Source organism: Acuticoccus kandeliae (assembly GCF_003073115.1).
In genome coordinates this window covers 137,574-163,534 of sequence record NZ_QBBV01000001.1, presented here as the reverse complement: position 1 = coordinate 163,534, position 25,961 = coordinate 137,574, and the positions used below count along the sequence as shown (strand labels likewise).

Sequence of the window (25,961 nt, the reverse complement as noted above, 5' to 3'; positions counted from 1 at the left end):
CGTGTCGCACGAATGCGCACGGGCGGCCATCGGCTCGAAAGGCCGAATCGGACGAACGGCACGGAACGCGAAGAGTTCCCGTTCACCATCCCACGAACTTGTTACCGCGCGTCGTCATCCAACAAAGCGTAGGACTCGTTCAATGCGTCGTCACGCTCGTCGTGCGACATACATAGGTCAATGTGGCGTTGCGACTTGAGACACCTACCTATCGGAAGCTTCCGTCGGAGAATACGAGACGCATGGATCTGAAAAGCACGTTCAAGGCGCATGGCCTCAACTGCATCTCGGTGGCGCCAGTCGAAATCCACAACCGCATCTGGATCTGCGTTGGCTTTGAGGAAGTGGGCCGCCCGCTCGGCGATCATCCGCATCTGGCGATGATCTATGGCGGCCGCAAATGGCTCCAGGAGCCGGACCTTCACCGGGCCGTCAGCACGGCGCTCGCCGGGCGCGAGGACATCCTCGTGCGCATCCACTCCGAATGCATTCTCGGCGACGCGTTCGGCTCGTCGATGTGCGATTGCGGGGACCAGATGCGCCTGTCGATGGACGAGATGGAGGCCCGGCACGAGGGCATCTTCATCTATTTGCGCCAGGAAGGCCGCGGCATCGGGCTCCCCAACAAGCTCGACTGCCTCGCCCTCCAGTACGGTTTCTCCGAAGGCAAGCTCGGCCAGCGCCGCTACTCCTCCGACGAGGCGAACGTCGCGATGGGCTTCGAGGTGGACGAGCGCGGCTACAACGCGGCCGCGGCGCTACTGAAGGCGCTGAAGGTCCGCTCGGTGCGTCTCATCACCGGCAACCCGAAGAAGATCGGCGACCTCGAAACGGCGGGCATCGACGTGAGCTCGGCGCTCGACCTGTGGTCAAAGGCCGTTTCGGCGCGGGCCGCAGCGGAGATTCGCGAAAAGATCGCGCGTGGGTATATTTACGAACGCTGATCGATCCACCGCGAAGGAGAGCCCCTGTGGCCCTGGCTTTGAGCGAGGCGGACAAAGCCCGCCTCGCGGGCGCTGACGGGCCGGGTGCGGCCGCCGCGATGCGCATCGTCGCAGACGCCGCGCGCCTTCTCGGCGCAGAGGCGCTGACACCCGTCACTTCCGCCCATATCGACGGATGCCTCTATCACGGCGATGCCGGGACGGAGTTCGCCGAGTTCCTGGTGGCGAAGGGGGCGAAGGTCGCCGTGCCGTCTACGCTGAATGTCGGCGCGCTCGATCTGATGCGCCCCGGCAATGTCCACCTGCCGCCTCACCGCCGCGAGATGGCGCTGCGCCTGATGCGCGCCTACGAAGCGCTCGGCTGCCGCTCCACGTGGACCTGCGCGCCCTACCAGGCCGGGCACCGGCCCGCGCTCGGCGACCAGGTCGCCTGGGGGGAGAGCAACGCGGTCGCCTTCTGCAATTCCGTGCTCGGCGCGCGGACGAACCGCTATGGCGACTATCTCGACATCGCCTGCGCGATCGCGGGGGTCGCCCCCCTCACCGGGCTGCATCTGACCGAGAACCGCCGCGCCCGCATCGTCCTCACCACCGAGGCGATCAGCGACCGGCTGAAGCACGAGGATGCGTTCTGGCCGGTGATCGGCGCGATCGTCGGCCGACGCGCCGGCACCGGCGTCGTCGCGGTCGACGGGCTCCAGGGCGCGGCGACCGAGGACCGGCTGAAATCGCTCGGCGCGTCCGCCGCCTCGTTCGGCGCGGTAGGCCTCTTCCACGTCGTCGGCGAGACGCCCGAGGCGCCGACCCTCGAGGCGGTCCTCCAGGGCGAGGCGCCGGACGAGGTGATCGCGCTGACGCCGGCCGACATCGCCGATGCGCTCGCCCTCCTCTCCACCGCGACGGGCGACGAGGTGACGGCCATCGGCATCGGCTCGCCGCACCTATCGATGGCGGAATTCGAGGCGCTGCTCGCCGCGCTCGGCGGGCGCAAGGTGCGCCTTCCCTTCTACGCCAACACCGGCCGCCACGTGGTCGCCGCGCTGGAGGCGAAGGGGCTTCTCGCCACGCTCGACGCGGCGGGCATCACCATCATCGCCGACACCTGCATCGTGACGACACGGATCATCACGGAGCCCGGTGGCGTGCTCCTCACCAATTCGGGCAAGTTCGCCCACTATGCTCCCGGCAATATCGGCTACGACGTGCTCTATGGCAGCCTTTCGGACTGCGTGGAGTCGGCGGTCGCCGGCACCCTGACGCGCGATCTCACCCTGTGGCAATGACCGGCACGATCCTCTATCCGGGCGCGGGCGAAGGCCCGGTGCTCCGCCTCGCCGCGCCGCTCTCCTTCTGGGGCGGCGTCGATCCCTTTTCGGGGCTCATCATCAACGCGCGCCACCCGCAGCGGGGCGTCTCGGTCACGGGAACATGCCTCGTGATTGACGACCTCGTCGGCTCGTCCTCCTCCTCGGCGGTGATGCTGGAGTTGATCCGCGCCGGCCTCGCCCCTGCGGCGATCGTATTGCGCGCGGTCGACGCGATCCTGGTGGTCGGCTGCCTCGCCGGGCGCGAGCTCGGCTACGCCTGCCCGCCCGTCATCCAGGTCACGGACTGGCCGGCGGCCATCGCAGGCGGCGCGCCCGTCGCGATCGAGGCGACGGGCGAGATCGGCGAGGCGGCGGCGATCCGCCCTCTCGGCGTCTGAGAGCCGCGTCAGCGCCGGTCGGTCTCGGGTATGAGGCCGCGCGGGGCGAAGCGCAGGACCACCAGGAGGACCACTCCCATCACGATGAGGCGCATCTGCGCCGCGTTGTTGAGGAGGTGCTGGCGGACCGGCGAGCCCTCGCCGAGCCATGAGGTCGCGAAGTCGATCACCATCGTGCCGACGGGCTCGGCCTGAACCCAGGCGAACCACACCACGAACGCGCCGAGCGTCGAGCCCCAATTGTTGCCCGACCCGCCGACGATCACCATGACCCAGATGAGGAAGGTGAAGCGCAGCGGCTGGTAGCTCGACGGGGTGAACTGGCCGTCGAGCGTCGTCATCATCGCGCCGGCGAGGCCGATGACGCCCGAGCCGATAACGAAGACGAGGAGGTGCAGGCGCTTCACGTCCTTGCCCATCGCCTCGGCGGCCGTCTCGTTGTCGCGCACGGCGCGCATCATGCGGCCCCAGGGCGAGCGGAGCGCCGTCTCGGCGAGCCACAGAAGGATCGCGAGCACGATGACGAAGAGCCCGGCATAGGCGCCCTTCACGAGGAGCGAGGAGAGCTCCACCGGGCTCATCGACAGGCGGTCGACGAGGCTCGCGAACCACTCCGCCTCGCGCAGCTCCACCTCGTAGGGCACAGGGCGCGGCAGGCCGACGACATTCTTCACGCCGCGCGCGAGCCAGTCCTCGTTCATCAGGATCGCGATGATGATCTCCGAGACGCCGAGCGTCGCGATGGCGAGATAGTCGGCGCGAAGGCCAAGCGCGATCTTGCCGATGAGGAAGGCGGCGCCGGCCGCGAAGATCCCGCCGACGATCCAGGAGAGGAGCACCGGCAGGCCGAGCCCGCCGAGGAAACCGGTGAAGGACGGGTTCACCTTCTCGATCGCCGCGGTGGAGGGCCCGAGCACCGTCATCGTGGCGAAGAGGCCGGCGACCACCAGCACCGCGGTCGCGAGCATCTTGCCGCCCGGATGGTCGATGAGACGCCGCAGGGCGAGCGTGACGACGACCGTCGTCGCCACGATGAGGATCGCGAGGAGGACGCCCGGACCGCCCGCGCTCCACGCCTCCGCCACCGGCGACGCCGCGACGAGGACGACCGCGAGCCCGCCGAGCGCGGTGAACCCCATCACGCCGAAATTCACGAGCCCGGCATAGCCCCACTGGATGTTCACGCCGAGCGCCATCACCGCCGAGACGAGGCACAGGTTGAGGATCGAGAAGGCGAGCGACCAGCTCTGCGTCATCCCGGTGAGGATGATCAGCAGGAAGAAGACCAGGAAGGGCAGGACGTTGCGCCTGAAGCCGGTCATGCGGACCTCCTGTTGAAGAGGCCGGTCGGCCGTATGAGCAGCGTGATCACGAGGATGACGAAGGCGACGGCGAACTTGTACTCCGTCGCCACGAGCTGGGTGAGCCCGTCCGGCACCCACGCCTCCGGCAGGATGTGGCCGAGGAAGCGCTTGTAGGCGTAGGTGAGGAACACCTCCGCGAACGCGATCAGGTAGCCGCCGCAGATCGCACCGATCGGGCTGCCGAGCCCGCCGACGATGGCGGCGGCGAAGATCGGCAGGAGCAGCTCCTGGAAGACGAAGGGCTTGTAGCTCTTGTCGAGCCCGTAGAGCGTCCCCGCGATGGTCGCGAGCGTCGCCGAGAGCGCCCAGGCGATGACGACGACGCGCCCGGCGTCGATGCCGGAGAGCGTCGCGAGGTCCTCGTTGTCGGCATAGGCGCGCATCGACTTGCCGGTCCGCGTCTTCTGCAGGAACCAGAAGAGGAGGCCGACGCAGATCGCGGCCGTCACGAGGGTGATGACCTGGGTCGTCTTGATCGCGAGACCCTCGCGCAGGCCCGTCAGGGTGCGGAAGTCGCCGGCGGAGATCACGAAGCGCGCCCCGTCGGTGAAGATCTGATCGTTCGGGCCGATGATGAAGCGGATGAGGCCCGCCATCACGAACATCACGCCGATCGAGACGATGATGAACACCACCTGGTCCGACCGCTGGCGGCGATAGAAGCGGTAGACCACCCGGTCCGTCGCGAGGACGAAGAGGACGGTGGCGAGGATCGCGAAGGGGAGCGCGAGGAGCGCCGTCGGCAGGGGATCGATCGACACCCCGGCCGACTGGAGGGCCCAGGTGACGAAGATCGCGATCATCGCCCCGAACGACATCGTCTCGCCGTGGGCGAAGTTGGAGAAGCGCAGCACCGCGAAGGTGAGCGTCACGCCGAGCGCGCCGAGGGCGAGCTGGCTCCCATAGGCGAGGCCCGGGACGATCGCGAAATTGGTGATGAGGACGATCGCGTTGAGAAGACCTTCCACGGTCAACCTCCGAGGAAGGTGCGGCGGACTTCGGGGTTGGCGAGCAGCGCCTCCCCTGAGTCGGTGTAGGCGTTCTGGCCGTGCTGGAGCACATAGCCGTGGGTCGCGATCTCCAGCGCCTGCTTGGCGTTCTGCTCCACCATCAGGATGGCGATGCCGGTCTTGGCGACCTCGATGATCCGGTCGAAGAGCTCGTCCATCACGATCGGGGAGACGCCCGCGGTCGGCTCGTCGAGCATCAGGAGGGTCGGCTTCGTCATCAGCGCGCGGCCGACGGCGACCTGCTGGCGCTGGCCGCCCGAAAGCTCGCCCGCCGGCTGGCGGCGCTTCTCGGCGAGGATCGGGAAGAGCGCGTAGATTTCCTCGATGGTGCCGGAGATGTCGTCGGTTCGGATGAAGCCGCCCATCTCCAGATTCTCCTCGACCGTGAGGGTCGGGAAGACGTTGCGCACCTGGGGGACGAAGCTCATCCCGTGGCGCACGCGCTCGGTCGGCTTCATGGTGGTGACGTCGAGCCCGCCGAGCGTCACGCGCCCCTCGCGCAGCGCCAGCATCCCGAACACGGCCTTCATGGCGGTCGACTTGCCGGCGCCGTTCGGGCCGACGATCACCGCGATCTCGCCCTTGTCCGCCTCGACCGTGCAGCCCTGGAGGATGTCGTCATTGCCGTAGCCGCCGCGCATCGCCTCGGCCTTGAGGAAGCTCATTGTCCGCCTCCGGCCGTCGGGCGCGCGTGCTTGGAGCCGGTGCCGAGATAGGCCTCGATGACCGCCTCGTTGGCGAGGATCTCGTCCGACGTGCCCTGCGCCAGCACAGCGCCCTCGGCCATCACGATGACCGGGTCGCAGAGGCGGGCGATGAAGTCCATGTCGTGCTCGATCACGCAGAAGGTATAGCCGTGGTCGCGGTGGAGCGTCTGGATCACGTCGGCGATCGTGTTGAGAAGCGTGCGGTTCACGCCCGCCCCCACCTCGTCGAGGAAGACGATCTTGGCGTCGACCATCATCGTGCGGCCGAGCTCCAGGAGCTTCTTCTGGCCGCCCGAGAGGTTGCCCGCCCGCTCGTTCGCGAGATGGGAGAGGGTGAGGAAGTCGAGCACCTCGTCGGCCTTCTTGCGCAGGCTCTCCTCGTGCGCGGCGACGCGGCCGGGCCGCAGCCAGGCATTGAGGAGGTTCTCGCCCGGCTGGCCGGAGGGCACCATCATCAGATTCTCGCGCACGGGGAGCGAGGCGAACTCGTGGGCGAGCTGGAAGGTGCGCAGGATCCCCCGCTCGAAGAGCGCGTGCGGGGCAAGGCCCGTCACGTCCTCGCCGTCGAGGATGATCGTGCCGCTCGTCGGTTGGAGGTGGCCCGCGATGATGTTGAAGAGCGTCGTCTTGCCGGCGCCGTTCGGGCCGATCAGCCCGGTGATCGAATTGCGGCGGATCGCGAGGGAAACGTCGCGCACGGCCTGGATGCCGCCGAACCACTTCGAGAGGTGGTGGACGGCGACCATGGCCGATGCATCGGTTGGATGCGAAGCGGCCCGGGAATCCCGGGCCGCAAGTGTGTCAGTCGGGATCAACGATATCCCACCGTCTCGATGGCGCCGTCCTTGATCTCGATTTCGCGGAAGCTGCCCGCGCTCTCGCCCGCGCCGATCAGCTCCACGGAGGTCGCGCCGACATAGTCGACGTCGCCGCCGCCGGCGAGGATCTCGAGCGCCTTGGCAAGCTCGCCCGGCATGATTTTCTCGCCCGGCGCGTTGGCCACATCCATGATCTTGCCCTTGAAGTCGTCCGACTTGGTCGACTTCGCGGCTTCCATGGCCAGCAGGATGAGCGCCGCCGCGTCATAGGCCTCGCCCGAATAGACGCCCGGCTTGAACCCGGCCGCCTCGGCGAGCTTGGCGTAGACGCCCGCGCCGTCGCTGTCGGAGCCCGGCAGGACGCCGAAGGAGCCGTTCAGCGGATCGCCGATCGCCGCGACGAGCGCATCACCCACCATGCCGTCCGGCAGGAGGAAGGTGTCGAACGCGCCCGAATCCAGCGAGGCCTGGATGATGCCCTTGCCGCCCTGGTCGAGATAGCCGGCGACGACGAGGAGCTCCCCGCCCGCGGCCGCGAGCGCGGCGACTTCGGCCGAGTAGTCACCCTTGCCGTCCTCGTGGGCGGCGTTGATGGTGATCTTGCCGCCCGCCTTCTCGAAGGCCGAGGCGATCGAGTCGCCAAGACCCTTGCCGTAGTCGTTGTTGGTGTAGGTGAGCGCCACTTCCTTGATGCCGCGCTCGGTCAGCATGTCGGCGATGATCTCGCCCTGGCGCGCGTCGGACGGCGCGGTGCGGAAGAAGAGGCCGTTGTCCTCGACCGTGGAGAGCGCCGGCGAGGTGGCCGACGGGGAGATCATCACGATCCCGTTCGGAATGCCGACATTCTGGAGAACGGCGGTCGTCGCGCCGGAGCACATCGCGCCGACGATCGCGGCGACGCCGTCGGACGTGACGAGGCGCTCGCCCGCCGCGGTGGCCGCGCCGGCGTCGATGCAGGTCGAGTCGCCGCGCACCGGGGACACTTTCGTCCCGTCCATGAACTTGCCGGAATCGCTGACCTCCTTGATCGCGAGCTCGGCGCCCGAGGCGATCGAGGGGGCAAGGCTTTCGAGCGGCCCGGTGAAGGCGAGCAGCACACCAAGCTTCATTTCGTCCTGCGCATAGGCAGCCGGCGCGGCCGCGGCAATGGCGGCGGCGCTGGCGAGCGCCATGATAGCGGTCTTCATGGGTAGATCCCTCTCACCTGTTCTTCTGATTAAGCCTGAACACGAAGGCCGCGCGACCGCAACCCGCACGATGGCTCGCCCCGGCAAGACGAACGCGCCGCTGCAGTGCGGAATCATTTGCGCGCGCAAGTGATCGCGGCGCGGCGTCTGAGAGGAACACGTTTGCGCCGCCGGTCCGGGCGCGGCGCGGCGCGGCGCTGCGTCAGGCTCCGGGCGCGAGGAGCGCGCGCCAACCCGTCGCGCCCGCTGCCCGTCCGCCGCGCGCGGCGTCGAGGAGGGCGTCGAGGAGCGGCGCATAGAGGCCGTCGAAATTCGCGGTGGTCTTCGCCTCGATGGCGTCCTGCGCGAAGGGACGGTCCGGACCGCCGCGCGCGCTGAGGCATTCGCCCGAGAGGCGCGTCCCGTCGGAGAGCGTGATCGCGACGCGGGCCGGCCGGTCATTGGGGGCGGCCAACTCCGGCTCGAACGGCCCGATGGTGACGCGCGTGCGCAGCGCCGCGAGGGCCGGCTCCGTCAGCGTGTCGGCGTGGAAGGCGGCCGAGCCCGCGGCGCCGAACACCGCCGTCGCCGCCGCGATGTGCTGCACGGAGAATTTCGAGGCGAGCGTCGTCGCGGGCGCGTCGTTGTCGAGCTTGCGGCCCTTCGGGTGGGTGTCGACATGGATGGCGCGGATCGCGTCGGGCGAGAGCGCACCGGCCGTCCCGATCGCCTCCAGCACCGCCTCCACCGTGGAGTGGCCGTACTGACAGCAGGCGTGCATCTTGTGATAGCAGTCGCTCACCGCCCACCGCGCGCCGAGCCCTTCGCAGAGGGCGGCGGGCCGCGCCGTGCCGCCGAAGATGCCGGCGAAGACCTCGTAGAGGCTGTTCGCGTTGCCGGTGACGCCGATCCGCGCCCAGTCGGCGGCGCGCAGGCCATTCTGGGCGCAGAGGCCCGGCCACGCGTTGCGCACCAGCGCCCCTTCGACGGCGTGGTTGAAGGGGCCCGGCAGCACGAGGGTCGCGGCGGTTGCGATCGCGTCGTGCGTCGTCGCCGCGTCGTCGCCGCGCAGCTTCGCGACCGAGGCGGCCGCGCCGATCGTCGCGAGCCCGCCGTGCGGGTGGAGGACGAGGTCGGCGAAGTGGAAGGCCTCCCCTACCCGCGCCACGGTCTCGTAGCCGACGAGGAGGGCGAGGAGCACATCGTCGAGCGTCGCGTCGCGCGCCTCCGCCTCGGCGATGAGGGCGCTGATGCAGTAGAGCGCCGCGTGGCACACGACGCGCCGATAGCCGCCGTCGAGCTCGCACCAGTCCGCCGCCGTGCCGTTCGAGAGGGCGGCCGAGTAGCGGTCGAGCCGCGTGCCCGACCCGTCGAGGACGCTCGCCTCGGCATGGCCGGCGCTCGCGGCGACGCCGTCGCGCAGCGCGATGAGTTCCGGCTCGTGGCGCGCGGCGATCATCGCGCCGAGATCGTCTGCGAGGATCAGCGCGGCGCGGGCGCGGATCGCGTCCGGCACCGCGTCGAGGCGGACGCTCGCGTTCCAGGCGGCGAGGGTGGCGAGCGCTTCGGCGGTGTCGGCTTTGGTCATCGGTTCGTCAGCGCGCGAGATTGGGCAGGAAGGTCACGATCGAAGGGAACATGACGAGGAGAAAGAGGACGATGATCTCCATCACGATGAAGGGGAACACGCCCGAGAAGACCTGCCCGAGCGTCAACGGCACGGGCGAGGAACTTCGCACCACGTAGACGTTGAGGCCGACGGGCGGGGTGATCAGCGAGATCTCCGCCATCTTCACCGCGATGACGCCGAGCCAGATCGGGTCGTACCCGACCGAGGTCATCACCGGGAACATCACCGGCAGCGTCATGATCATGATCGCGATCGGCTCGATGAACATGCCGAGGATGAGGAAGAGCAGCGCGAAGGTCGCGAAATAGGCGAGCGGCGGCAGGTCCCAGGCGAGGATCGAGTCGGAGATCGTCGTGACGAGGCCGGTATAGGTGAGGAAGCGGGCGAAGAGGATGCCGCCGATCACGACGGTGAAGATGGTGGCGCTCGTCAGCACCGCGTCGCGCACCGTCTCGGCGAGGACGCCGCGCTGCGCCCGCCGCTTCAGGATCACGATGAGGAGCGCACCGAACGCCCCCACCGCGCCGGCATAGGTCGGCACGAAGAAGCCGCCATAGATGCCGCCGATCACCAGCGTGAAGAGGAAGACCGTGCCCCACACGTTCTTCAGAGAGCTGAGCTTCTTCGACAGCGGGATCGCGTCGGTCGGCATCGGGGCGAGCTCAGGCCGGCGCTTCACCATCACGTAGATGCCGACGAGGAAGACGATCGCCGTCAGGATGCCCGGCACGAGGCCCGCGACAAGGAGGATGCCCACCGACTGCTCGGTGATGAGCGCGTAGATGACCATCAGGACGCTCGGCGGGATCAGCGCGGCGAGCGTGCCGGACGCGGCGATGCAGCCGGAGCTGAGACGCTTGTCGTAGCCGAGCTTCGTCATCTCGGGCATCGCCATGCGGGTGAAGACCGCGGCGTTGACGATGGTGGAGCCCGAGGCCGCGCCGAAGGCGGCGGAGGCGATGGTCGTCGTCATCGCGAGGCCGCCCGGCATCCGCGAGACCCAGTTGTAGGCGGCGTTGTAGAGGTCGGTGGTGAGGCGCGCCTGCGTTGCGAGCGACCCCATCAGGATGAAGAGCGGGATCACCGCGAGGGTGAAGGAGTTCGTGGTCGAGAAGGGGACGGTCGCGAGCTGGGCGTTCGCCGCGAACGGGCCGACCGTCAGATACATGCCGAGGAGGCCGCCGAGACCGAGCGAGACGCCGATCTGCGCCCCGGCGACGAGCAGGAAGCCCACGAAGGCGATGGCCAGGATCGCCGCGGTCGCCGGATCAAGCATGAGGCTCACTCTCGTGGCGGTCGGCGCGGGTCGCGGGCGCGTTACGCAATTTCATAGTCCGGCGGATTTCCGAAATGACGGATGTCGTTCACGAGATCGAGGCAAAGCTGGAGGATGAAGAGGACCGAGCCGAGCACGAGCGCGAAGCGCGCCGGATAGAGCGGGAAGCGCACGATCCCGAAGGTCGATTCCTTGATGCTGAGGCTGTAGAGCGCCTCGTTCCAGCCCTGCCAGGCGAGGAGCGAGAAGAAGACGATCGCGCTGACGGACGCGATGATGTCCATCACCGAGCGCAGGCGCGGCCCGGCGCGCAGATAGGCGAGCTCGACGCGGATGTGGCGGCGGCGGATCTGCGCGTAGGCGAGGCCGCCGAAGACGATCAGCACCATCGTGCTTTCCGTGACTTCCAGCGCGCCCGGCAGCGGGTGGTTGAAGAAGGTGCCGATCACGTCTCCGACACCGAGCAGCATCGCGATCAGCAGGCCGAGGCCGCCCAGGAGGACGCAACCGAAGGCGAGCCGCTCCACGATCTTGGACAGAAGAGTCAAAAGGCCCGCTCCACGCTAGACGATCGACGGCGGCGACGCTGGCGCCGCCGCCGTCAGGATGCCCCGGATCAGTTGGCGGTCAACTCGCGCCACTTCTCGGCGACCATGGCCGCCTCGTCGCCCTTGCCGCGGCTCGCCATGTCGTCGACCCAGACCTGGAGGAGATCGGGGGTCGCCGCCTTCCAGGCGGCGAGGTCCTCGTCGCTCAGCGTGAAGATTTTGGCGCCGGCCGCGGCGAGGCGCTCGGCGGCGGCCGCTTCGCTCGCGTCGACCCATTCGACGTAGCGCTTCTGGGCCTTCTCGGCCTCCTCGGTGATGATGGCCTGGATGTCTTCCGGGAGGCGGCTCCAGGTGCGCTCGCCGATGACGATGAGATGGCCGGCCATCGACAGGGCGGGGCCGCACATATTCGGGCCCGGCTCGTTGAGGCGGTAGCTCTCGATGTTGCCGAAGTTCACGAACGCATAGTCGAGCGTGCCGCGCTCGAGCGCCTCATACTGGTCGCCCGCGCCGACCGATTGCGGCACCGCGCCGATCGCGTCCATCATCTTCGGGATGTCGGCGCCGAAGGTGCGGACCTTCTTGCCCTTGAGGCCCGCGATCGTCTTACAATCGTCCGTCTTGCCGGCCATGTAGTAGGAGCCGAGGGGTTGATGGTAGAGACGCCGCACGCCCGCCGCCTTCAGCTCGTCCTGGAAGGGCTGGAGCTCGGCGTAGGAATATTGCGCAACGTCGATCGCCTGGCCGGGCGAGTCGAACACGAACGGCGTCTGCAGGATCTTCGTGAAGAGAAGCTGGTCGGCATAGTAGCCGGGGACGATCGCGGCCATGTCGATGGCGCCGCGGCCGGTGAGGGTCAGAAGCTCGTTGCCGGCGCCGAGGCCGCCCGCATAGACGATGTTGAACTTCACGCGACCGTCGGTCCGCTGCTCCACCGCGTCGGCGAACTCGCGCTCGACCTCGAGGAAAGGGCTGTTGGGGAGATAGTGGCCCCAGTTCAGTCGGAATTCCTGCGCCTCAGCGCCGCCCGCGCCCATGAGCGCCACGGCGGCGAGGCCGCCAAACAACCAATCCTTGAAAGCCATCTGCGTTCTCCCTCGTGCCGGCCATCTTCCATGGCCACCAAAACGTCCCGGTTTCAGGTTGATCACGCCCGGATCCGGGGCTCATTCGCACCTGATAACTGTCAACAGTTTACATAGGCTCCGCGATCTGTCAAACAGCACGCATGCAAGAATGAGGGCAGTTTCCCATGTATCTGGAACCCGGTCAGCGTGAGCGGATGCAGGTCTCGGACCGCGCCGAAACCGTCCTGCGCGCCATGGCCGAACGCTTCTCCTGCCGCGTGTTCGACGGAAGCCCGATCGCGCCCGAGATCCTGCGCGAGATCATCGCGGACGGCACCGAAGCGCCCTCGTCCTGCAATCATCAAATGTGGCATTTCGTGATTGTGACGGACCGCGCGGCGCTCGCGCGGGCGTGCGAGATCTCCGGCGGAAATCCCCATTTCGCCGAGTGCAGCGCCCTGATCTTCCTCTGTTTCCAGAAGGGGTGGTCGCACAACAATTTCTCCGTCGTGCAGTCGGTCGCGGCGGCAGCCTATCACATGAGCATCAGCGCGCACCTGAGAGGCTTGCACACGATCTGGAATGCCGGCATCGGCCCGCACGCCCCGCTGCGCGAGCTGATGCAGATCCCGCCGCTGTTCGAGATCCAGGGCGCGCTCGCCGTCGGCCGCGCGACCGACCTCGCCCCGCGCCTCAAGGCGCCGCGCCGGCCGCTCGACACGATCCTGTCCTACGGCACCTTCCAGCGCCCGGCCGACACGATCTATCCGGTGAAGCCCGCCGAGACCTATCCGTTCGAGGCGATCCGCGGCGAGAACAATCCCTACGCGGTGTGGGACCCGGCCGAATGGCGCTGGGCCCAGATCGCCGACTTCCGCGGTTTCGCGGTGTGGGCGAAGTCGCCGATCGCGGGCGTCTACGTCTCACGCCGCAACGCCGAGGCGGAGGAGCGTGAGCTCGACCTGCTGCCGCCGCTGGCGCCAGGCGCCCGTGTCGTCGAGATCATGCCCTGGGGCGGGACCTCGACCGTCGCGCTCGCGCGGCGCCTGCCGGAGGGCGTCACGCTCGACGTCGCCGAGCTCTCCGAGGGCAACATCCTCTTCATCCGCGAGCGCCTCGCCGCCGAGGGCGTCGACATGCGCCGCGTCGGATTCGAGACGATGGTGGAGGGGCGCCTTCCCCACGCCGACACGTCGGTCGACGTCGTGATCTTCCCGCAGACGCTGGAGCACGTGCCGGACCGGCCGGCGATGCTCGCCGAGGCGGCGCGCGTGTTGAAGCCGGGCGGCGCGCTCGTCCTCAGCGCGCGCAACATGGTCTCGCGCTATGGCCGCGAATGGCGGCGCACCGAGTCGCGCGGACAGGTGCCGAACCAGGGGCCGTTCATCCCCCTCCCCGCCCGCACCGTGCGCGACGAGGTGCGCGCCCTCTTCACCATCGAGGACGAGGTGGGGATCGGCGAGGCCGCGGGCCACGATGCCGTGGTGACGCGCGGCTGGTCGCGCTATGGCCGCCGCCTCTACGCGCTGCGCGCGACGCCGAAGGGCTGAGGCTGCCGTCTGACGCGCGCGTTGGTCCATCCCGCCACGATGCCATCGCGGGATAACGCGCCCTGAGCCGGCTCAGTTCTCGTCGAAATAGGCCTTCACGCGCGCCGCGGCGTGCGCCCAGAGCGCGGGCGAGCCGCGCTCGATCGGGGGGCCGCACCGCTCCACGACGCGGTCGTGGGTGACGCTCATCTCCGTCCAGGTGCCGCCGCCCGTCTCCAGATTACCGAGCACGGGCTGAAGGCGGTCGACGCAGCGCGCGAAGCGGGCGTCCGGCGTCTCGCCCGCCTCGAACTCATGCCAGAGGGCGAGGAAGGCCTCCGCCTTCTCGGGCGAGAGGAGGCTGAACAGCCGGTCGGCGGCCGCCGCCTCGGCCTTCTCCTGCGCCGCCTTGTCCCCGCCGCCATGGAGCGGCATGTCGCCGGCGTCGATCTCCACGATGTCGTGGATCAGGAGCATCGAGATCACGCGGCCGATGTCGATGTCGCCCTCCGCCTTGTCGGCGAGGATGAGAGCGTACATCGCGACGTGCCAGGAGTGCTCGGCGCTGTTCTCCTTGCGCGAGCGGTCGAGGAGCGGCGAGGCGCGCACGATCGACTTCAGGCGGTCGATCTCGACCAGGAAGGCGAGATCCTTGGCGAGGGATTGAGCGGGGTCGGGCTGCGTCATGGCCGCACCTATAGACCCCTCCTCGCCCGCCGTCTTCCCCGTTCCGGGGTCATGGCTGACAATCACGGTCGCGCCCGATATGGCGTCCTGCGCGGAGTGCCCGCAGCGGTCTGGCTCGGGGCATTTGCTCGTTGGCTACTCATTTTCAGAATGGTACGCAGACGGCATGGAAGACATCGAAGAAAAGAGATCGAAGCCTTCGGTCCGCAAGCGCGCGGCCGCCATCAAGCCGTTTCGGTGCAAGCACCTGGTCGCTGTGCTGGAAGAGCCGACAGACATTGCGAACATCGGCGCGGTCGTGCGCAACGCGAACGCACTCGGCGTGGAGAAGGTCTATATCGTCGATCCACGAGGATCGCTCCCCGACGACTGGCAGGACATGCGCGAACGGAGGTCGCTCTCAAAAACCTCCGCATCCGCGGTAAAATGGACATTCGTCAAGCGTTTCGACTCCACCGAAGCCTGCTTGAGCCACCTGGCGCAGCAAGGCTTCGTCTCAATCGCGACCTCACCGCACGTAAAAGGGAAGACAAGCATCTATCTCGATGAGGGTGACTATACGCCCTACGCGAAGCTTGCCGTCTGGTTCGGAAACGAAGGGCGCGGCATCAGTGCACAGGCCGTCGACAGCTGCGAGATGTGCGTCGCGATACCGATGTTCGGCATGATCGAGAGCCTCAATCTCGGCACAAGTACCGGAATTGTTCTTTACGAAATCACGAAACAGCGGCGCGAATATCAGTGCAAGTTTCTGCGCAAGGGTCAAAGGGGTGAGCGGGCGGATCCGCTGCCGACGGTGATGGCCCGGCCGAGCGACGACAGCTGATCAATCAGCGTCGCTGAAGCGACCCGCCGCGGGTCATCGCTGGGTTCGCAAGGTCCGATCCGCAGGCCTTGACGAGAACCCCCGCTGTCAGGGGACGATCCCGTCCGGCAGGCCCGCGCAATAGTCGGCGACGCCGCGCACCGTCGTGACCCAGAGGTCGTCGCGGTGGGCGAGGACGTGGCCGAGCGCGCGGCGCAGCGCCCGCAACCGGTACGGGTGGCCGATGATGAAGGGGTGGAGAATCACCGTGAAGACGAGCGGGTATTTCGCCGACTGGAGGCGCATCTCGTCGAACTGGTCGATGATCATGCGCTCGAATGACATCGCGCTCTCCTGGCGGAAGGCCATCGAGGGCGAGTCGTTCAGCTCCACCGAATAGGGCACGGACAGGATCTTGCCGGCGCGGGTGTTCAGCCAGAAGGGCTGGTCGTCCGCCGGCCAGTCGAGCATGAAGTCGTAGCCCGCCTCCTTGAGGAGATCGAGCGTCGCGTCGCTCTGCGCGAAATAGGGGCCCATCCAGCCCTTCGGGCGCTGGCCCCAGAGGCGCTCGATCCGCGCGGTCGCCTCCTCGATCAGCGCGCGCTCGGCCGCCTCGGAGCGGTCGTCCTGCCGCTCGGCATTGGTGAGGCCGTGGCCGATGATCTCGTCGCCGCGCGCCATGATCCGGTCGAGGATCTGCGGGCAATTCTCCAGGACGAGCGCGTTGCAATTGTGGGAGGCGGGCAGGCCGAGCTCGTCGAGAAGGTCGAACAGATACCACTGGCCGACGCGGTTGCCGTAGTCGCGCCAGGCATAGTTGCGGTGGGTCTGCGGCGCGTTGAGGACGGCGCTGTCGCTGCCGAGGCCGCTGCGATAGCTGAACACCTCGATGTTGTTGCACACGCACAGGGCAAGGCGCTTGCCGCCCGGCCACTCGTAGGTCGGACGGTCGGGCAGCGGGACATAGTCGTAGCGGCCGTGCGTGGCGAGTTCCATAGGCGCTTCCCTCAGTGCGCAGCGAAGAGGGCCTGGAGCGCGTCCCGCTCGCGCGTCAGCGTGAGGCCGAGCATCAGGAGCACGCGCGCCTTCTGCGGGGTGAGGTCGTCCGCCCCGATGAAGCCGTTTTCGCTGAGATAGCGCTCGCGCGTGATGCGACCCGCCCCGACGCGGGTGGACTGGACCACCGCGACTCCGGACGCCACGGCTTCGACGAGGGCGTCCTTCTCGTCGGGGCTCGTCATGCCGGGGGCGAAGCCCGCCGAGACGATGCCGGCCGCGCCCGCCGCGACCGACGCGCGGGCGAGCGCCCCGTCGGTGCCGCCATAGGCGTAGAGGATGTCGACGCGCGGGAGCACCGTCTCCGCCGCGACGTGGAAGGGCGTCGCCAGCGTGTGGGCGCGCTCCGGGTGCCGCGCGTAGGCGACGCGGTCCGGGTCGACGGTGCCGAGCGCGCCGTAGATGCCGGACTGGAAGGCGTGGAGGCGATGGGTCGAGCCCTTGGTGACGTCGCGCGCCGAGTGGATCTCGTCATTGAGGACGACGAGGACGCCGCGGCCGCGGCTTTCCGGCGCCGCCGCCGTGCGGATCGCGCCGATGAGGTTGGCGCCCGCATCCGTCCCGACCGCGTTGAGGGGCCGCTGCGCGCCGACGACCACCACCGGCAGCGCGGTCTTCAGGGCGAGGTGGAGAAAGTAGCCGGTCTCCTCCAGCGTCGCGGTGCCGTGGAGGATGACGATCCCGTCGAGCCCGCCCGCCGCGTCGAGCCCGGCGATGGTGGCCGTGAGCGCGACCCAGTCCGAGGGGCCGATCGCGTTGGAGCCGACCGCGCGGAAGGCGACAGGGACGAGCTCGGCGAAAGGCACGAACTCGGCGATCTCGGCGATGATCCCCTCGACGGAGAGCTTGGTGCCCGTCTCCGGATAGTCCCGATAGTCGAGGCGGTGGGTGGCGATGGAGGAGATGGTTCCTCCGGTCCCGATGATCGCGACGCGCGCCACCTAGCGCTTGCCCCCGAGGATGCGGCGCTGATAGCGCCCCCGCCCGGCCGATTCCGCCACCAGCGCTCCGTCCTTCACCACAGCCTCGCCCCGCACATAAGTGTCCCGAACCGCTCCCTTGAGCGTGCGACCTTCATAGAGCGAATAGCCGGCCGATGACACGACCTTGTCGCGCGTCATCACCCGCTCGGCGTCGAGATCGACGATCACGAAGTCGGCGTCCATGCCGGGCGCGATGCGGCCCTTGCGGGAAAGGCCCATCAGCTCCGCCGGCCGCTCGGAGAGGAGCGATGCGATGCGCTCCAGCGGCAGGCCGCGGGCGTGGAAGCCCTCGCTCAGCATGACCGGGAGCAGCGTCTCCATGCCGGGGCAGCCGGGCGAGGCTTTCCAGATGCCGCCCTCCTTGGCGGCGATGCCGCGGTGGACGTGGTCGGTCGCGACGGTGTCGACGTCGCCGTCGAAGATCCCCTGCCAGAGCCGCTCGCGGTCCGCCGCCGAGCGCAGCGGCGGGTTGATCTTGCCGACATCCCCGCCCTCCCAGTCCACATCGTGGGTGAGATAATGCGGGCAGGTCTCGACGTGGACGGTGTCGCCCGCCGCACGGCGCACGAGCGCCGCCTCCAGCGCATCCGCCGAGGAGGTGTGGACGACATAAAGCGGCGCGCCCGCCTTGTTGGCGAGGAAGGCCGCGCGCTGGACGGCCTCGGCCTCGACGAAGCCGGGGCGGGTCGAATCCCACGCCGCGAGGCCGCCCTTCCCGTCGGGGTCGGCCTTCATGGCGCGCTCGCGCAGCACCCAGGCGACCTCGATATTCTCCGGATGCGGCGAGACCATGCCGCCATGCTGCGCCGCCGCCTCGGCGAGGCGGAAGAAGTAGCCGTCGTCGATATCCGGGAGACCGAGCCGGGCCCCTTCGCCACCCCTGTTGTTCATGAAGATTTTGAGGGTGGGCGCGCCGAACTCGCGGATATAGGTCGGTACCCCCGCGAGCTGCTCCTCGGTCGAAATGATGAAATGGTAGCCGAAATCGATGCGCGCCCCGGCCTCGGTGACGGCGACGACCTCCTCGAAGATCGCCTCGTAGGGGCCGGTCGCCATCAGGTAGGGGATCATCGTCGTGACGCCGCCGAACGCGGCGGACGCGGTCTCGACCGCCGCATCCTCCGGCACGCGCGGGCGTGCGATGTCGTTGCCGTGGCCGAGATGGAGGTGGCCGTCTATGACGCCCGGCATCACGATCATGCCGGTGGCGTCGACGGTCTCGCGCGCATGGGCCTCGGCGCCGGGCGCGAGGATCGCGGCGACGATGCCGTCCGCGACCGCGATGTCGCACGGCGTGCGGCCGATCCCCGGAAGGATCGCCTCGCCGCCGCGCACGATGAGATCATATCCCGTCATCGCTCTCCCCTTCCCGCCTCCTTCAGCGCCGCGGTGAGCGGCGCGACGTTCGCGCCGTCGGCGAGGCCGAGGACCGCCGCGCTGAGTCGCGCCGCCGCCTCCGGCCCGCACGCGCGCGCCATGTTGGATTGGAATTTCGCGTCGAGCGCGGCCTCGGAGGCCGGGCGCGAGGCGTTGCCGTAGACGTCGTCGACCCGCCCCTCGAGGACGCGCCCGTCATGCAGCGTGACGCGCAACTTGGCGGCGAAGCGCTGGGGGAAGCCGCTGTTCTCGAGCGGGGCCCAGGTGGTGCGGCGGGCAAGGTCGGCGACGCCGTCGGAGAGCGGACGCTCGAAGCTCGCCAGATTCACCTCGCCGTCGACGATGCGCATCGCAACGCTCACCGGCAGGCTCCAGCGCGCCGCGTGGCCCTCGGCCGCCTGCTTCAACGGCCACGGGTCGCACACGATCGGCGCGACACCCTCCGGTGCGAGGCACTCGACCGAGGCAATTGCGGCGGCGGGCGTGGTCTCGGCGATGCGGCCCGCGACCTCCACGAAGGGGTGGAGATAATGGCAGCACGGCAGGAGCTTGTAGGCCGCGTCGCGGAGGTGCCATTTCTCGCCGAGATCGCCGATCGTGGCGGCGAAGCGGCCGGCCGCCTCCTCGTCTCCCGCGAAAGCGCGGAAGAGGCCGAACCGGCCCTCGATGGCGGTCAGTGGGCCGCGCAGGCCGGACGCCGCGAGCTCGGCCGCGACGAGGCCGGCATGGGCGGCCCAGCCGGGGTGCATCGACTTCACGTTGGAGCCGTTGCTGAGGAACTCGAACACGCCCGAGGCCTGGCTGAGCGAAATGCCGACCGCGGCGACCCGCTCCTCGCGCGGGAGGCCCGCGAAGCCCGCCCCGATGGCGGCGGCGGCGAGCGTGCCGGCCAGCGAGGTGATCTGGAAGCCGCGTCGCTGGAAGCCGCCGGCGGCCGCGAGCCCGACGCGGATCAGAACCTCGTACCAGAGCGCGTAGGCGGCAAGAAGCGCATGGCCGGTGACGGGCCGTCCCTCGGCCTCGGCCGCCTCGGCCGCGGCGATCGTCGCCGCCGCGAGCACGGCGCTGCCGTGCACGATGGAGCCGGTGTGGGTGTCGTCGAATTCGAGGCTGTGCATCAGCCCGCCATTGACGAGGGCGGCGTCGGCCGGGGCCGCGCCGAGCGGCGATCCGATGAGGCTCGCCGGGCCGCCGCGCGCGCCGACGCGGGCCGCGTGGCCGCGCCAGGGTGCGCCGACCGGGCTGCCGGACGCCGCGAAGGCGACGCCGACGACGTCGAGAAGGTGGCGGGCGGCGACGCGCTCGACGTCGGGCGGAAGCGCCGCGACGGCGTCGAGGCGGTCGAAGAGGTCGTGGACGAGGCTCATGCCGGCCCCGGCGCGAGGCGCCGCGCCGCGTCGAGCCCGGCGAGGCGGCCGAGCGCGATGGCGGTGAGAAGCCCGTTGCCCGAGGCGTAGCCGAGCGCGCCGGCCCGGCCGCTGATCCCCGCCGCCGCGCCGCCGCCGGCATAGAGGCCGGGGATCGCGGTGCCGTCGGTGCGGATCACGCGGGCGTCGGCGTCGACGTGGAGGCCGCCCTGCGTGTGGAAGAGGGCCGGGACGGTGCGGCACGAGTAGAACGGCGCCTGGAGCGGGGCGAGGCCGAAGGCGGTTCGGCCGAACGGGTCCGCCCCCTCCCCCGACGCGGCACGGTTGTAGGCCGCGACGGCGTCCTCGGCGACCGCGCCGTCGAGCCCCTGCGCGGCGGCGACCTCGGCGACGGTCGCCCCCTTCTTCAGCCCGCCGTGCGCGTCGAGCTCGGCGAACTCCTCCTCCTGCATCGCGATCTCGTAGATCCGCTGGTCGAAGATCGCGTAGGAGTGCGGGCCGGCGCCGAGGACGATCCGCGCATAGCCCGAATAGCCGAGGCTCTCGTCGCCGAAGCGATGGCCGCTCGCGTCGAGGAGCACGCCGCCCTTCTCGATCGTCGTCCAGGAGAGAATGCTGCCGTGCGGGTCGGCGACGGCGGCATAGCCCTGATAGGCGGCCATGTTGTCGAGCCGGGCGCCGAGGCTCTCGCCCCAGATGACCGCCTCCCCGTCGGACCCCGGCGCGCCGAAATATTGCGCGCCCGCGATCTCCGGGCAGAAGCGCGCGACGAGGTCACGGTTCGCGCCGAACCCGTTGAGGGCGAGAAGGGTCGCGCGGGCGCGGATCTCCATCTCCTCACCGCCCCCGGCATCGACCACCGCGCCACGGACCGCCCCGTCCTCCACGATCAGGCGCTTGGCGACATTGCCGACCGCGATCGGCACGTCGCGCGCCTCGGCGGCGGCGACGAGGTCGTTCACGAGGTCGATGCCGCGGCGCGATTTCGGCGCGTGCAGGCGCTCCTTGGTGTGGCCGATATGCTTGTAGGCGGTGACGAGCTCGATCCGCGCGCCGACCGTGTCGACGAGCCACTCGACCGTCTCGGCCGACACCGCCGTCATCCGGCGCACGAGGTCCGGATCGTCGGTCTCCCCGGCGATGACCATCAGGTCGCGGAAATAGGCCTCCGCATCGTCCTCGATCCCGGCCTCGCGCTGGAAGCGCGTGCCGGCGGCGGGCACCGAGCCGGTGCTGAGGGCCGAGTTGCCGCCCGGCCGCTCGGTCTTCTCAAGGATCGCGGTGGAGAGGCCCGCGTCCGCAGCCGCGATCGCCCCGGCGAGGCCGCACGCGCCCCCGCCGATGACCAGGAAGTCGATCTCGTCGCCCATCGTTCGCTCCCGCGCCTCAGCCGATCGCCTGAAGGCGCTCGATCACGCGATCCGTCGGCATCACGTCGGCATATTTGGCCGCCATGTCGAAGAGGTTGACCGCGTGCGAGGTCGGCGAACGGTCGTAGACGGCGTCCTCCGGCACGGTGACGCGGAAATTGTAGGCGAAGGCGTCGACCACGGAGCCGCGCACGCAGCCGCTGGTGGTGCAGCCGGTGACGACGAGGGAATCGATGCCGGCGTCCACGAGATAGCTGACGAGAGGCGTGCCGAAGAACGCGCTCGGGTGCTTCTTCGGCAGGAGGATGTCCTGCCCCTGCGGCGCGATCGCCGGCACGAACTCGTAGCCCTTCGCCGCAACACCCATCAGCGCGGGCACCTTGTCGGCGAGGCGGCCGAGATCGAACGCCTCCTTCGGCGCCACATAGGGGTAGAGGACCGGCCAGCCCTTGGCGCGGAAGACGGCGAGGATCTTCTCGATCTGCGCCACCGCGTCCCAGCCGACATCGCCACAGGCGGTGGGGAATTCCTGGATCGCCTCGTCGAACGGGCGCGGGACGGTGCCGACGGTGCGGTACTGGACGTCGATGATGAGAAGGCCGGGGCGCTTGCCCATGCCGGTCGGCTTGCCGAAGCCGGCCGCGCCGTAGCGGCGGACCTCGTCCGCGCCGATGATCCCGTCCCAGGGGCGTTTGTCGTCAGCCGCCATTATACTTGGCCTCCATGGCATCCCAGGCATCCTTCGCGACCGCCGCCTGCCGCTCCTCGAAGGAGGCGAGCCGATCGGCGACCGCGTCGAGCCGGCCGTCCACCTTGAGCGCGGACAGGACCTCGCGCGAGGCCTTCAGCGCGGCCTGGAGCGCGGCGTTCGCGTAGAGGACGATCGCGAACCCGTTCCCGGCCAACGCCTCGCGCCCCGGATCGGGCGTCTTGCCGCCGAACACGATGTTCGCGACCTGCGGCACGGGGAGCTCCGCCCCGATCCGGGCGAGCTCGGCGAAATCGCGCGGCGCCTCGACGAAGGTCATGTCGGCGCCCGCCTCGATATAGGCGCGGGCGCGGTCGATCGCGGCGTCGAGCCCCTCGATCGCCCGCGCGTCGGTGCGCGCGATGATCTGGACGTCCGCGTCGTGGCGCGCATCCACGGCAGCCTTCACCTTCTGCACCATCTCGGCCGCCGGGATCACCGCCTTGCCGTTAAAATGGCCGCATTTCTTCGGGAAGACCTGGTCCTCGATCTGGATGGCCGACGCGCCGGCCCGCTCGAGGAGGCGCACCGTGCGCACCATGTTGACGGCGTTGCCGAAGCCCGTGTCGGCATCGACGATGAGGGGAAGGTCCACCGCGTCCGCGATGGCGGAGACAGTCTGCGCCACCTCGCTCACCGTCGTCAGCCCCACGTCGGGCGCGCCGAGGTGCATGTTGGCGATGCCGGCCCCGGTCACGTACACCGCCTCGAAGCCGAGATCCTCGATCACGCGGGCGAAGAGGGCGTTCGGAGCGCCGGGCACCGTGGCGGCGCGCCGCTCCTGGACCAACGATTTCAATTTGGTGGCGTTTCGCATGGCTCGTTCTGTTCGCGAGTGTCGGAGGCTCCGCGCGGCACGGAGACGATGATGCGCTCCCGACTATCGGGGAGAGATCGCAAACTGTCAACAGTTGACCGAATGGCAAGACATGCCAAACTGCTTGTCTGACATGTTTCTAAGACCTTGAAACGCATGGGGACTTACGCGCACACCGTGCAAACTTGTCGCGAGGGTTGCGGCAGACCATAGTGATTGCGCGAATTGGTTGGGATCTTGCTGGATGGTGACACGGATCAGAGGGACCTCGCTCGCGTCCGAGGCGTTCGACAGGGTGGTCGAGGCGATCACGTCGGGCGAGTTCGAGCCGGGGGAGAAGCTCTCCGAGGCCGATCTCGCCCGCCGGCTGGGGATCAGCCGCGGCCCGGTGCGTGAGGCGCTGCAGCGCCTGGAAGGCCGTCTCGTCACCCGCGTCCCGCGCATTGGGGTGCGCGTCATCCAGTTCGGTCCGGAGGAGCTCCTGGAACTCTTCCATCTGCGCGAGGCGATGGAGGGGATGGCCGCCCGCCTCGCCGCCACCAACGCCAGCGAGCGAGCGCTGAAGAAGCTCGAGGAGCTCCTCGCCTTCCACGCCGACACGCTGGAGCACACCGGCAAGCGCGTCTATCGCCAGAAGACGTCCGACGAGGACTTCCATTTCGCGATCGCGCGCGCCTCCCAGTGCGGCAACATCGAGCGCCTCCTCCTCAGCGAGGTCTACTATCAGCTCCGCATCCATCGCCTGCGCTCATCCGAGCAGCCGGGCCGCACCGGCGACGCCCTGAAGGAGCATTTCGCGATCCTGGAGGCGCTGAAGGGCCGCGACGCCGACGGCGCCGAAGCCGCGATGCGCCGCCACGTCCGCGCCGCCCGCGACAGCGCGATCGCGGCTCTGAGGGCGCACGCGGAAGCGGTTTGAGCGGCGGCGGATGGTCGACGTCAGTCGTGGAGGGGAATGTGGCCAAGTATAACAAGCTTCAATTTTGGAACAGCCTGCTCGAAGAAATTTTGAAGATCACGACCCCACATGGCTTTGACCACGTCGAGGTCTGCCAGTACTCAGAGCCCAGAAAACTTCCAATCGGTATCTCAATATTAAAACCTGATGGAATATTTTGGAAATCGATCGTATATTTATTAAACGTTTCTGAAGATGGCTCAATAATAGTATCTCCATTTGCGGACGTAAAAATTGACCTATCACACATATCGGTGGATGATAGATTAATCAATCTCATTAACACTCAGAATTATAGAGGATTTATCTCTGGATCTATAAGACTCAGATCTATTGATAATAACTGCTTTTTCCATATATATGCTCATCCAAAGCAAATTGACGATAATATATTTTATCTAAAACAAAGTATTGAGGAGGTTGCCCTACCCCATTTATCAAAATTGAACGACGCAGGGGATATTCTTGAATTTGTTCGACGAATGAACCTAAATTCACATTTGAATTTGAACGAAAGACCTTTCGAAACGGCGTTGTATTGGCTTACTTGTTATTCATTGAGCTACGGAACCCGCGATATGGACCGTGAAATATCTGACATAACAGGTTGGGTCAGAAAAAAGTTTGGGGTTAAGGATCGTGATGTTCAAAAATTTCGTCGGCTCGCAAAGGATTTCAAACCAAAGATACTTCAATAATATTTAAATCCATTCACCGAATCCGCCGGACCGACGCGTGATCCGTCCCGCGGCCCCACTCCCCGCCAGCCCAAAAATTGCACCGAACCGGATCGCCTCGTATGGGAAGGGCCTGCGCAAAACGCGCCCCGCCGCCCCAGCCCGAGAACGAACGCCCCCATGAACGCCTGCCCCGCCGAGATCGGAATGGCCGTCGCGGATGTCGACACCCCGGCCATGATCGTCGACATCGACGCCTTCCAGCGCAACCTGCGCCGCCTGATGGACCTCACCGAGGGGAGCGGCGTGCTCGTCCGCCCCCACGCCAAGACGCACAAATCCTCCACCATCGGAAAGATGCAGATGGAGGCCGGCGCGGTCGGCGTCTGCTGCCAGAAGGTCGGCGAAGCGGAGGCGCTCGTCGCGGGCGGCGTCAGCGACGTCTATGTCAGCAATCAGGTCGTCGGCCGGCGCAAGCTCGACCGGCTCGCCCGCCTCGCGGGGCGCTGCCGCCTCGCCGTCGCCGTCGACAATCCGGACAATGTCGCCGCGCTCGCCGAGGCGATGGCCACCCACGGCGCGACGATCGACGTCCTCGTGGAGATCGATGTCGGCGCGGGGCGGTGCGGCACGCGCAGCATTCCCCAGTCCGTCGCCCTCGCCGAGGCGATCGCGCGCCATCCCGGGCTGCGCCTGCGCGGCATCCACGCCTATCATGGGCGCGCCCAGCACATCATCGACTATGCCGAGCGCGAGCGTGAGATCCAGGCGGCCGCCGACCTCTCCAGGGCGACGGCCGAGGCGATCGCCGCGAAGGGCATCACGGTCGACATCATCAGCGGCGCCGGCACCGGCACCTTCCTGTTCGAGGCGGGGAGCGGCGTCTACAACGAGATCCAGGCCGGCTCCTACCTCTTCATGGATCGCAGCTATCGCGAGATCGAGGACGAGGCCGGCCGCCCCGTCCCGACCTTCGAGCAATCCCTCTTCATCCTCACCACGGTGATGAGCGTCCCGGAGCCGGGCGTCGCGGTGGTCGATGCGGGCCTCAAGGCCTTCAGCGTCGACAGCGGGATGCCGGTGGTCGCCGACGACGAGACGATCCGCGTTGCGCGCGCCTCCGACGAGCACGGCGGGCTGGTGCTCCCCGAAGGCCGCACGCTCGCGCTCGGCGAGAAGATCCGCCTCATCCCCGGCCACTGCGACCCGACCATCAACCTCCACGAATGGTACGTGTGCGTGCGCGACGGGGTGGTGGTCGATTTGTGGCCGGTCGACGCGCGCGGCGCCTTCTTCTGAGGCCCGGTCGGCCCGCGCGCCGCTGACACGCGCCCGTCATCCAACCCCGCTAA

The 25,961-nt window shown here is 68.4% G+C and carries 25 protein-coding genes; 8 read left to right on the top strand and 17 right to left on the bottom strand.

All coding sequences use genetic code 11. The features are described 5' to 3' along the window. Positions 1-242: 242 nt before the first annotated feature. From ribA to DBV35_RS00715, 3 genes are read left to right on the top strand one after another with little or no spacing between them, the layout of a single operon-like run. Positions 243-944 carry a GTP cyclohydrolase II RibA gene (gene ribA, locus DBV35_RS00725; protein ID WP_108658350.1) on the top strand — a complete coding sequence of 234 codons (702 nt, stop codon included), beginning with the start codon at positions 243-245 and terminating at the stop codon, positions 942-944. Positions 945-970: 26 nt separating this feature from the next. After that, positions 971-2,227: an aconitase X gene (locus DBV35_RS00720; RefSeq protein ID WP_108658349.1), complete on the top strand. Its 1,257-nt coding sequence runs from the start codon at positions 971-973 to the stop codon at positions 2,225-2,227. Continuing rightward, positions 2,224-2,649 (top strand): aconitase X swivel domain-containing protein, encoded by a 426-nt coding sequence (locus DBV35_RS00715; RefSeq protein ID WP_108658348.1) that lies wholly within the window; start codon positions 2,224-2,226, stop codon positions 2,647-2,649. Before DBV35_RS00720 ends, DBV35_RS00715 begins: the two co-directional genes overlap by 4 nt. A gap of 8 nt (positions 2,650-2,657) precedes the next feature. On the opposite strand, the gene DBV35_RS00710 is transcribed toward DBV35_RS00715, so the two are convergent. The 9 genes from DBV35_RS00710 to dctP form a co-directional block, all read right to left on the bottom strand. Continuing rightward, positions 2,658-3,971, bottom strand: a complete 1,314-nt coding sequence (locus tag DBV35_RS00710; protein ID WP_108658347.1) for an ABC transporter permease subunit — start codon at positions 3,969-3,971, stop codon at positions 2,658-2,660. Next, positions 3,968-4,981, bottom strand: a complete 1,014-nt coding sequence (locus DBV35_RS00705) for a branched-chain amino acid ABC transporter permease (protein WP_108658346.1) — start codon at positions 4,979-4,981, stop codon at positions 3,968-3,970. The genes DBV35_RS00710 and DBV35_RS00705 overlap by 4 nt, the downstream gene beginning before the upstream one ends. A 2-nt stretch (positions 4,982-4,983) precedes the next feature. Beyond that, positions 4,984-5,688, bottom strand: coding sequence for an ABC transporter ATP-binding protein (locus DBV35_RS00700; RefSeq protein WP_108658345.1), 705 nt, complete (start codon positions 5,686-5,688; stop codon positions 4,984-4,986). After that, positions 5,685-6,476, bottom strand: coding sequence for an ABC transporter ATP-binding protein (locus DBV35_RS00695; protein WP_108658344.1), 792 nt, complete (start codon positions 6,474-6,476; stop codon positions 5,685-5,687). Before DBV35_RS00695 ends, DBV35_RS00700 begins: the two co-directional genes overlap by 4 nt. Positions 6,477-6,541: 65 nt before the next feature. Further along, positions 6,542-7,735, bottom strand: coding sequence for an ABC transporter substrate-binding protein (locus DBV35_RS00690; protein ID WP_108658343.1), 1,194 nt, complete (start codon positions 7,733-7,735; stop codon positions 6,542-6,544). Between the two features lie 202 nt (positions 7,736-7,937). Then, complete coding sequence (locus tag DBV35_RS00685) at positions 7,938-9,302, bottom strand: MmgE/PrpD family protein (protein ID WP_108658342.1); 1,365 nt, start codon at positions 9,300-9,302, stop codon at positions 7,938-7,940. 7 nt (positions 9,303-9,309) lie between these two features. Beyond that, complete coding sequence (locus DBV35_RS00680; RefSeq protein WP_108658341.1) at positions 9,310-10,620, bottom strand: TRAP transporter large permease; 1,311 nt, start codon at positions 10,618-10,620, stop codon at positions 9,310-9,312. Positions 10,621-10,661: 41 nt separating this feature from the next. Next, positions 10,662-11,168 carry a TRAP transporter small permease subunit gene (locus DBV35_RS00675; RefSeq protein ID WP_108658340.1) on the bottom strand — a complete coding sequence of 169 codons (507 nt, stop codon included), beginning with the start codon at positions 11,166-11,168 and terminating at the stop codon, positions 10,662-10,664. Between the two features lie 68 nt (positions 11,169-11,236). Next, positions 11,237-12,253 carry a TRAP transporter substrate-binding protein DctP gene (dctP, locus tag DBV35_RS00670; RefSeq protein WP_108658339.1) on the bottom strand — a complete coding sequence of 339 codons (1,017 nt, stop codon included), beginning with the start codon at positions 12,251-12,253 and terminating at the stop codon, positions 11,237-11,239. A gap of 167 nt (positions 12,254-12,420) precedes the next feature. On the opposite strand from dctP, the gene DBV35_RS00665 reads away from it, so the two are divergent. Next, entirely contained in the window at positions 12,421-13,785 is a 1,365-nt protein-coding gene (locus tag DBV35_RS00665) for a nitroreductase family protein (RefSeq protein ID WP_108658338.1), read from the top strand. A 72-nt stretch (positions 13,786-13,857) separates the two neighbouring features. On the opposite strand, the gene DBV35_RS00660 is transcribed toward DBV35_RS00665, so the two are convergent. Continuing rightward, on the bottom strand, positions 13,858-14,451 hold the full coding sequence (locus tag DBV35_RS00660) for an HD domain-containing protein (protein WP_108658337.1): 594 nt from the start codon (positions 14,449-14,451) through the stop codon (positions 13,858-13,860). A 166-nt stretch (positions 14,452-14,617) separates the two neighbouring features. On the opposite strand from DBV35_RS00660, the gene DBV35_RS00655 reads away from it, so the two are divergent. After that, positions 14,618-15,277, top strand: coding sequence for a TrmH family RNA methyltransferase (locus DBV35_RS00655; RefSeq protein WP_108658336.1), 660 nt, complete (start codon positions 14,618-14,620; stop codon positions 15,275-15,277). An 87-nt stretch (positions 15,278-15,364) separates the two neighbouring features. On the opposite strand, the gene DBV35_RS00650 is transcribed toward DBV35_RS00655, so the two are convergent. Genes DBV35_RS00650 through DBV35_RS00620 form a run of 7 tightly spaced genes read right to left on the bottom strand, consistent with a single transcriptional unit; the run spans position 15,365 to position 22,974 of the window. After that, positions 15,365-16,252: a polysaccharide deacetylase family protein gene (locus tag DBV35_RS00650; protein WP_108658335.1), complete on the bottom strand. Its 888-nt coding sequence runs from the start codon at positions 16,250-16,252 to the stop codon at positions 15,365-15,367. 11 nt (positions 16,253-16,263) lie between these two features. After that, positions 16,264-17,253, bottom strand: coding sequence for an asparaginase (locus DBV35_RS00645; protein WP_108658334.1), 990 nt, complete (start codon positions 17,251-17,253; stop codon positions 16,264-16,266). Continuing rightward, on the bottom strand, positions 17,254-18,651 hold the full coding sequence (locus tag DBV35_RS00640; protein ID WP_108658333.1) for a dihydroorotase: 1,398 nt from the start codon (positions 18,649-18,651) through the stop codon (positions 17,254-17,256). It abuts the gene before it with no gap. Further along, positions 18,648-20,039 (bottom strand): MmgE/PrpD family protein, encoded by a 1,392-nt coding sequence (locus DBV35_RS00635; RefSeq protein ID WP_108658332.1) that lies wholly within the window; start codon positions 20,037-20,039, stop codon positions 18,648-18,650. Before DBV35_RS00635 ends, DBV35_RS00640 begins: the two co-directional genes overlap by 4 nt. Next, positions 20,036-21,409: an FAD-dependent oxidoreductase gene (locus DBV35_RS00630; protein ID WP_108658331.1), complete on the bottom strand. Its 1,374-nt coding sequence runs from the start codon at positions 21,407-21,409 to the stop codon at positions 20,036-20,038. The genes DBV35_RS00635 and DBV35_RS00630 overlap by 4 nt, the downstream gene beginning before the upstream one ends. Positions 21,410-21,425: 16 nt before the next feature. Continuing rightward, a complete protein-coding gene (locus DBV35_RS00625; protein ID WP_108658330.1) occupies positions 21,426-22,118 on the bottom strand; it encodes an isochorismatase family protein in 693 nt (230 codons plus the stop codon). Beyond that, positions 22,108-22,974 (bottom strand): isocitrate lyase/PEP mutase family protein, encoded by an 867-nt coding sequence (locus DBV35_RS00620; RefSeq protein ID WP_108658329.1) that lies wholly within the window; start codon positions 22,972-22,974, stop codon positions 22,108-22,110. The genes DBV35_RS00625 and DBV35_RS00620 overlap by 11 nt, the downstream gene beginning before the upstream one ends. Before the next feature lie 247 nt (positions 22,975-23,221). Here DBV35_RS00620 and DBV35_RS00615 point away from each other — a divergent pair, with 247 nt between their 5' ends. The 3 genes from DBV35_RS00615 to DBV35_RS00610 all read left to right on the top strand — a co-directional run bounded on the left by DBV35_RS00615 (position 23,222) and on the right by DBV35_RS00610 (position 25,908). Then, positions 23,222-23,893 carry a GntR family transcriptional regulator gene (locus DBV35_RS00615; protein WP_205648400.1) on the top strand — a complete coding sequence of 224 codons (672 nt, stop codon included), beginning with the start codon at positions 23,222-23,224 and terminating at the stop codon, positions 23,891-23,893. A 38-nt stretch (positions 23,894-23,931) separates the two neighbouring features. Next, positions 23,932-24,630, top strand: a complete 699-nt coding sequence (locus DBV35_RS30075) for a hypothetical protein (protein ID WP_157961519.1) — start codon at positions 23,932-23,934, stop codon at positions 24,628-24,630. A gap of 159 nt (positions 24,631-24,789) precedes the next feature. Then, positions 24,790-25,908: a DSD1 family PLP-dependent enzyme gene (locus DBV35_RS00610; protein WP_108658327.1), complete on the top strand. Its 1,119-nt coding sequence runs from the start codon at positions 24,790-24,792 to the stop codon at positions 25,906-25,908. Positions 25,909-25,961: the final 53 nt, after the last annotated feature.

Bases quoted from the DNA above. Each gene is read 5' to 3' on its own strand.
- ribA (WP_108658350.1), top strand. From the start codon at position 243: ATGGATCTGAAAAGCACGTTCAAGGCGCATGGCCTCAACTGCATCTCG.
- DBV35_RS00715 (WP_108658348.1), top strand. From the start codon at position 2,224: ATGACCGGCACGATCCTCTATCCGGGCGCGGGCGAAGGCCCGGTGCTC.
- DBV35_RS00710 (WP_108658347.1), bottom strand. From the start codon at position 3,971: ATGACCGGCTTCAGGCGCAACGTCCTGCCCTTCCTGGTCTTCTTCCTG.
- DBV35_RS00700 (WP_108658345.1), bottom strand. From the start codon at position 5,688: ATGAGCTTCCTCAAGGCCGAGGCGATGCGCGGCGGCTACGGCAATGAC.
- DBV35_RS00695 (WP_108658344.1), bottom strand. From the start codon at position 6,476: ATGGTCGCCGTCCACCACCTCTCGAAGTGGTTCGGCGGCATCCAGGCC.
- DBV35_RS00690 (WP_108658343.1), bottom strand. From the start codon at position 7,735: ATGAAGACCGCTATCATGGCGCTCGCCAGCGCCGCCGCCATTGCCGCG.
- DBV35_RS00685 (WP_108658342.1), bottom strand. From the start codon at position 9,302: ATGACCAAAGCCGACACCGCCGAAGCGCTCGCCACCCTCGCCGCCTGG.
- DBV35_RS00680 (WP_108658341.1), bottom strand. From the start codon at position 10,620: ATGCTTGATCCGGCGACCGCGGCGATCCTGGCCATCGCCTTCGTGGGC.
- dctP (WP_108658339.1), bottom strand. From the start codon at position 12,253: ATGGCTTTCAAGGATTGGTTGTTTGGCGGCCTCGCCGCCGTGGCGCTC.
- DBV35_RS00665 (WP_108658338.1), top strand. From the start codon at position 12,421: ATGTATCTGGAACCCGGTCAGCGTGAGCGGATGCAGGTCTCGGACCGC.
- DBV35_RS00660 (WP_108658337.1), bottom strand. From the start codon at position 14,451: ATGACGCAGCCCGACCCCGCTCAATCCCTCGCCAAGGATCTCGCCTTC.
- DBV35_RS00655 (WP_108658336.1), top strand. From the start codon at position 14,618: ATGGAAGACATCGAAGAAAAGAGATCGAAGCCTTCGGTCCGCAAGCGC.
- DBV35_RS00650 (WP_108658335.1), bottom strand. From the start codon at position 16,252: ATGGAACTCGCCACGCACGGCCGCTACGACTATGTCCCGCTGCCCGAC.
- DBV35_RS00640 (WP_108658333.1), bottom strand. From the start codon at position 18,651: ATGACGGGATATGATCTCATCGTGCGCGGCGGCGAGGCGATCCTTCCG.
- DBV35_RS00635 (WP_108658332.1), bottom strand. From the start codon at position 20,039: ATGAGCCTCGTCCACGACCTCTTCGACCGCCTCGACGCCGTCGCGGCG.
- DBV35_RS00630 (WP_108658331.1), bottom strand. From the start codon at position 21,409: ATGGGCGACGAGATCGACTTCCTGGTCATCGGCGGGGGCGCGTGCGGC.
- DBV35_RS00625 (WP_108658330.1), bottom strand. From the start codon at position 22,118: ATGGCGGCTGACGACAAACGCCCCTGGGACGGGATCATCGGCGCGGAC.
- DBV35_RS00620 (WP_108658329.1), bottom strand. From the start codon at position 22,974: ATGCGAAACGCCACCAAATTGAAATCGTTGGTCCAGGAGCGGCGCGCC.
- DBV35_RS00610 (WP_108658327.1), top strand. From the start codon at position 24,790: ATGAACGCCTGCCCCGCCGAGATCGGAATGGCCGTCGCGGATGTCGAC.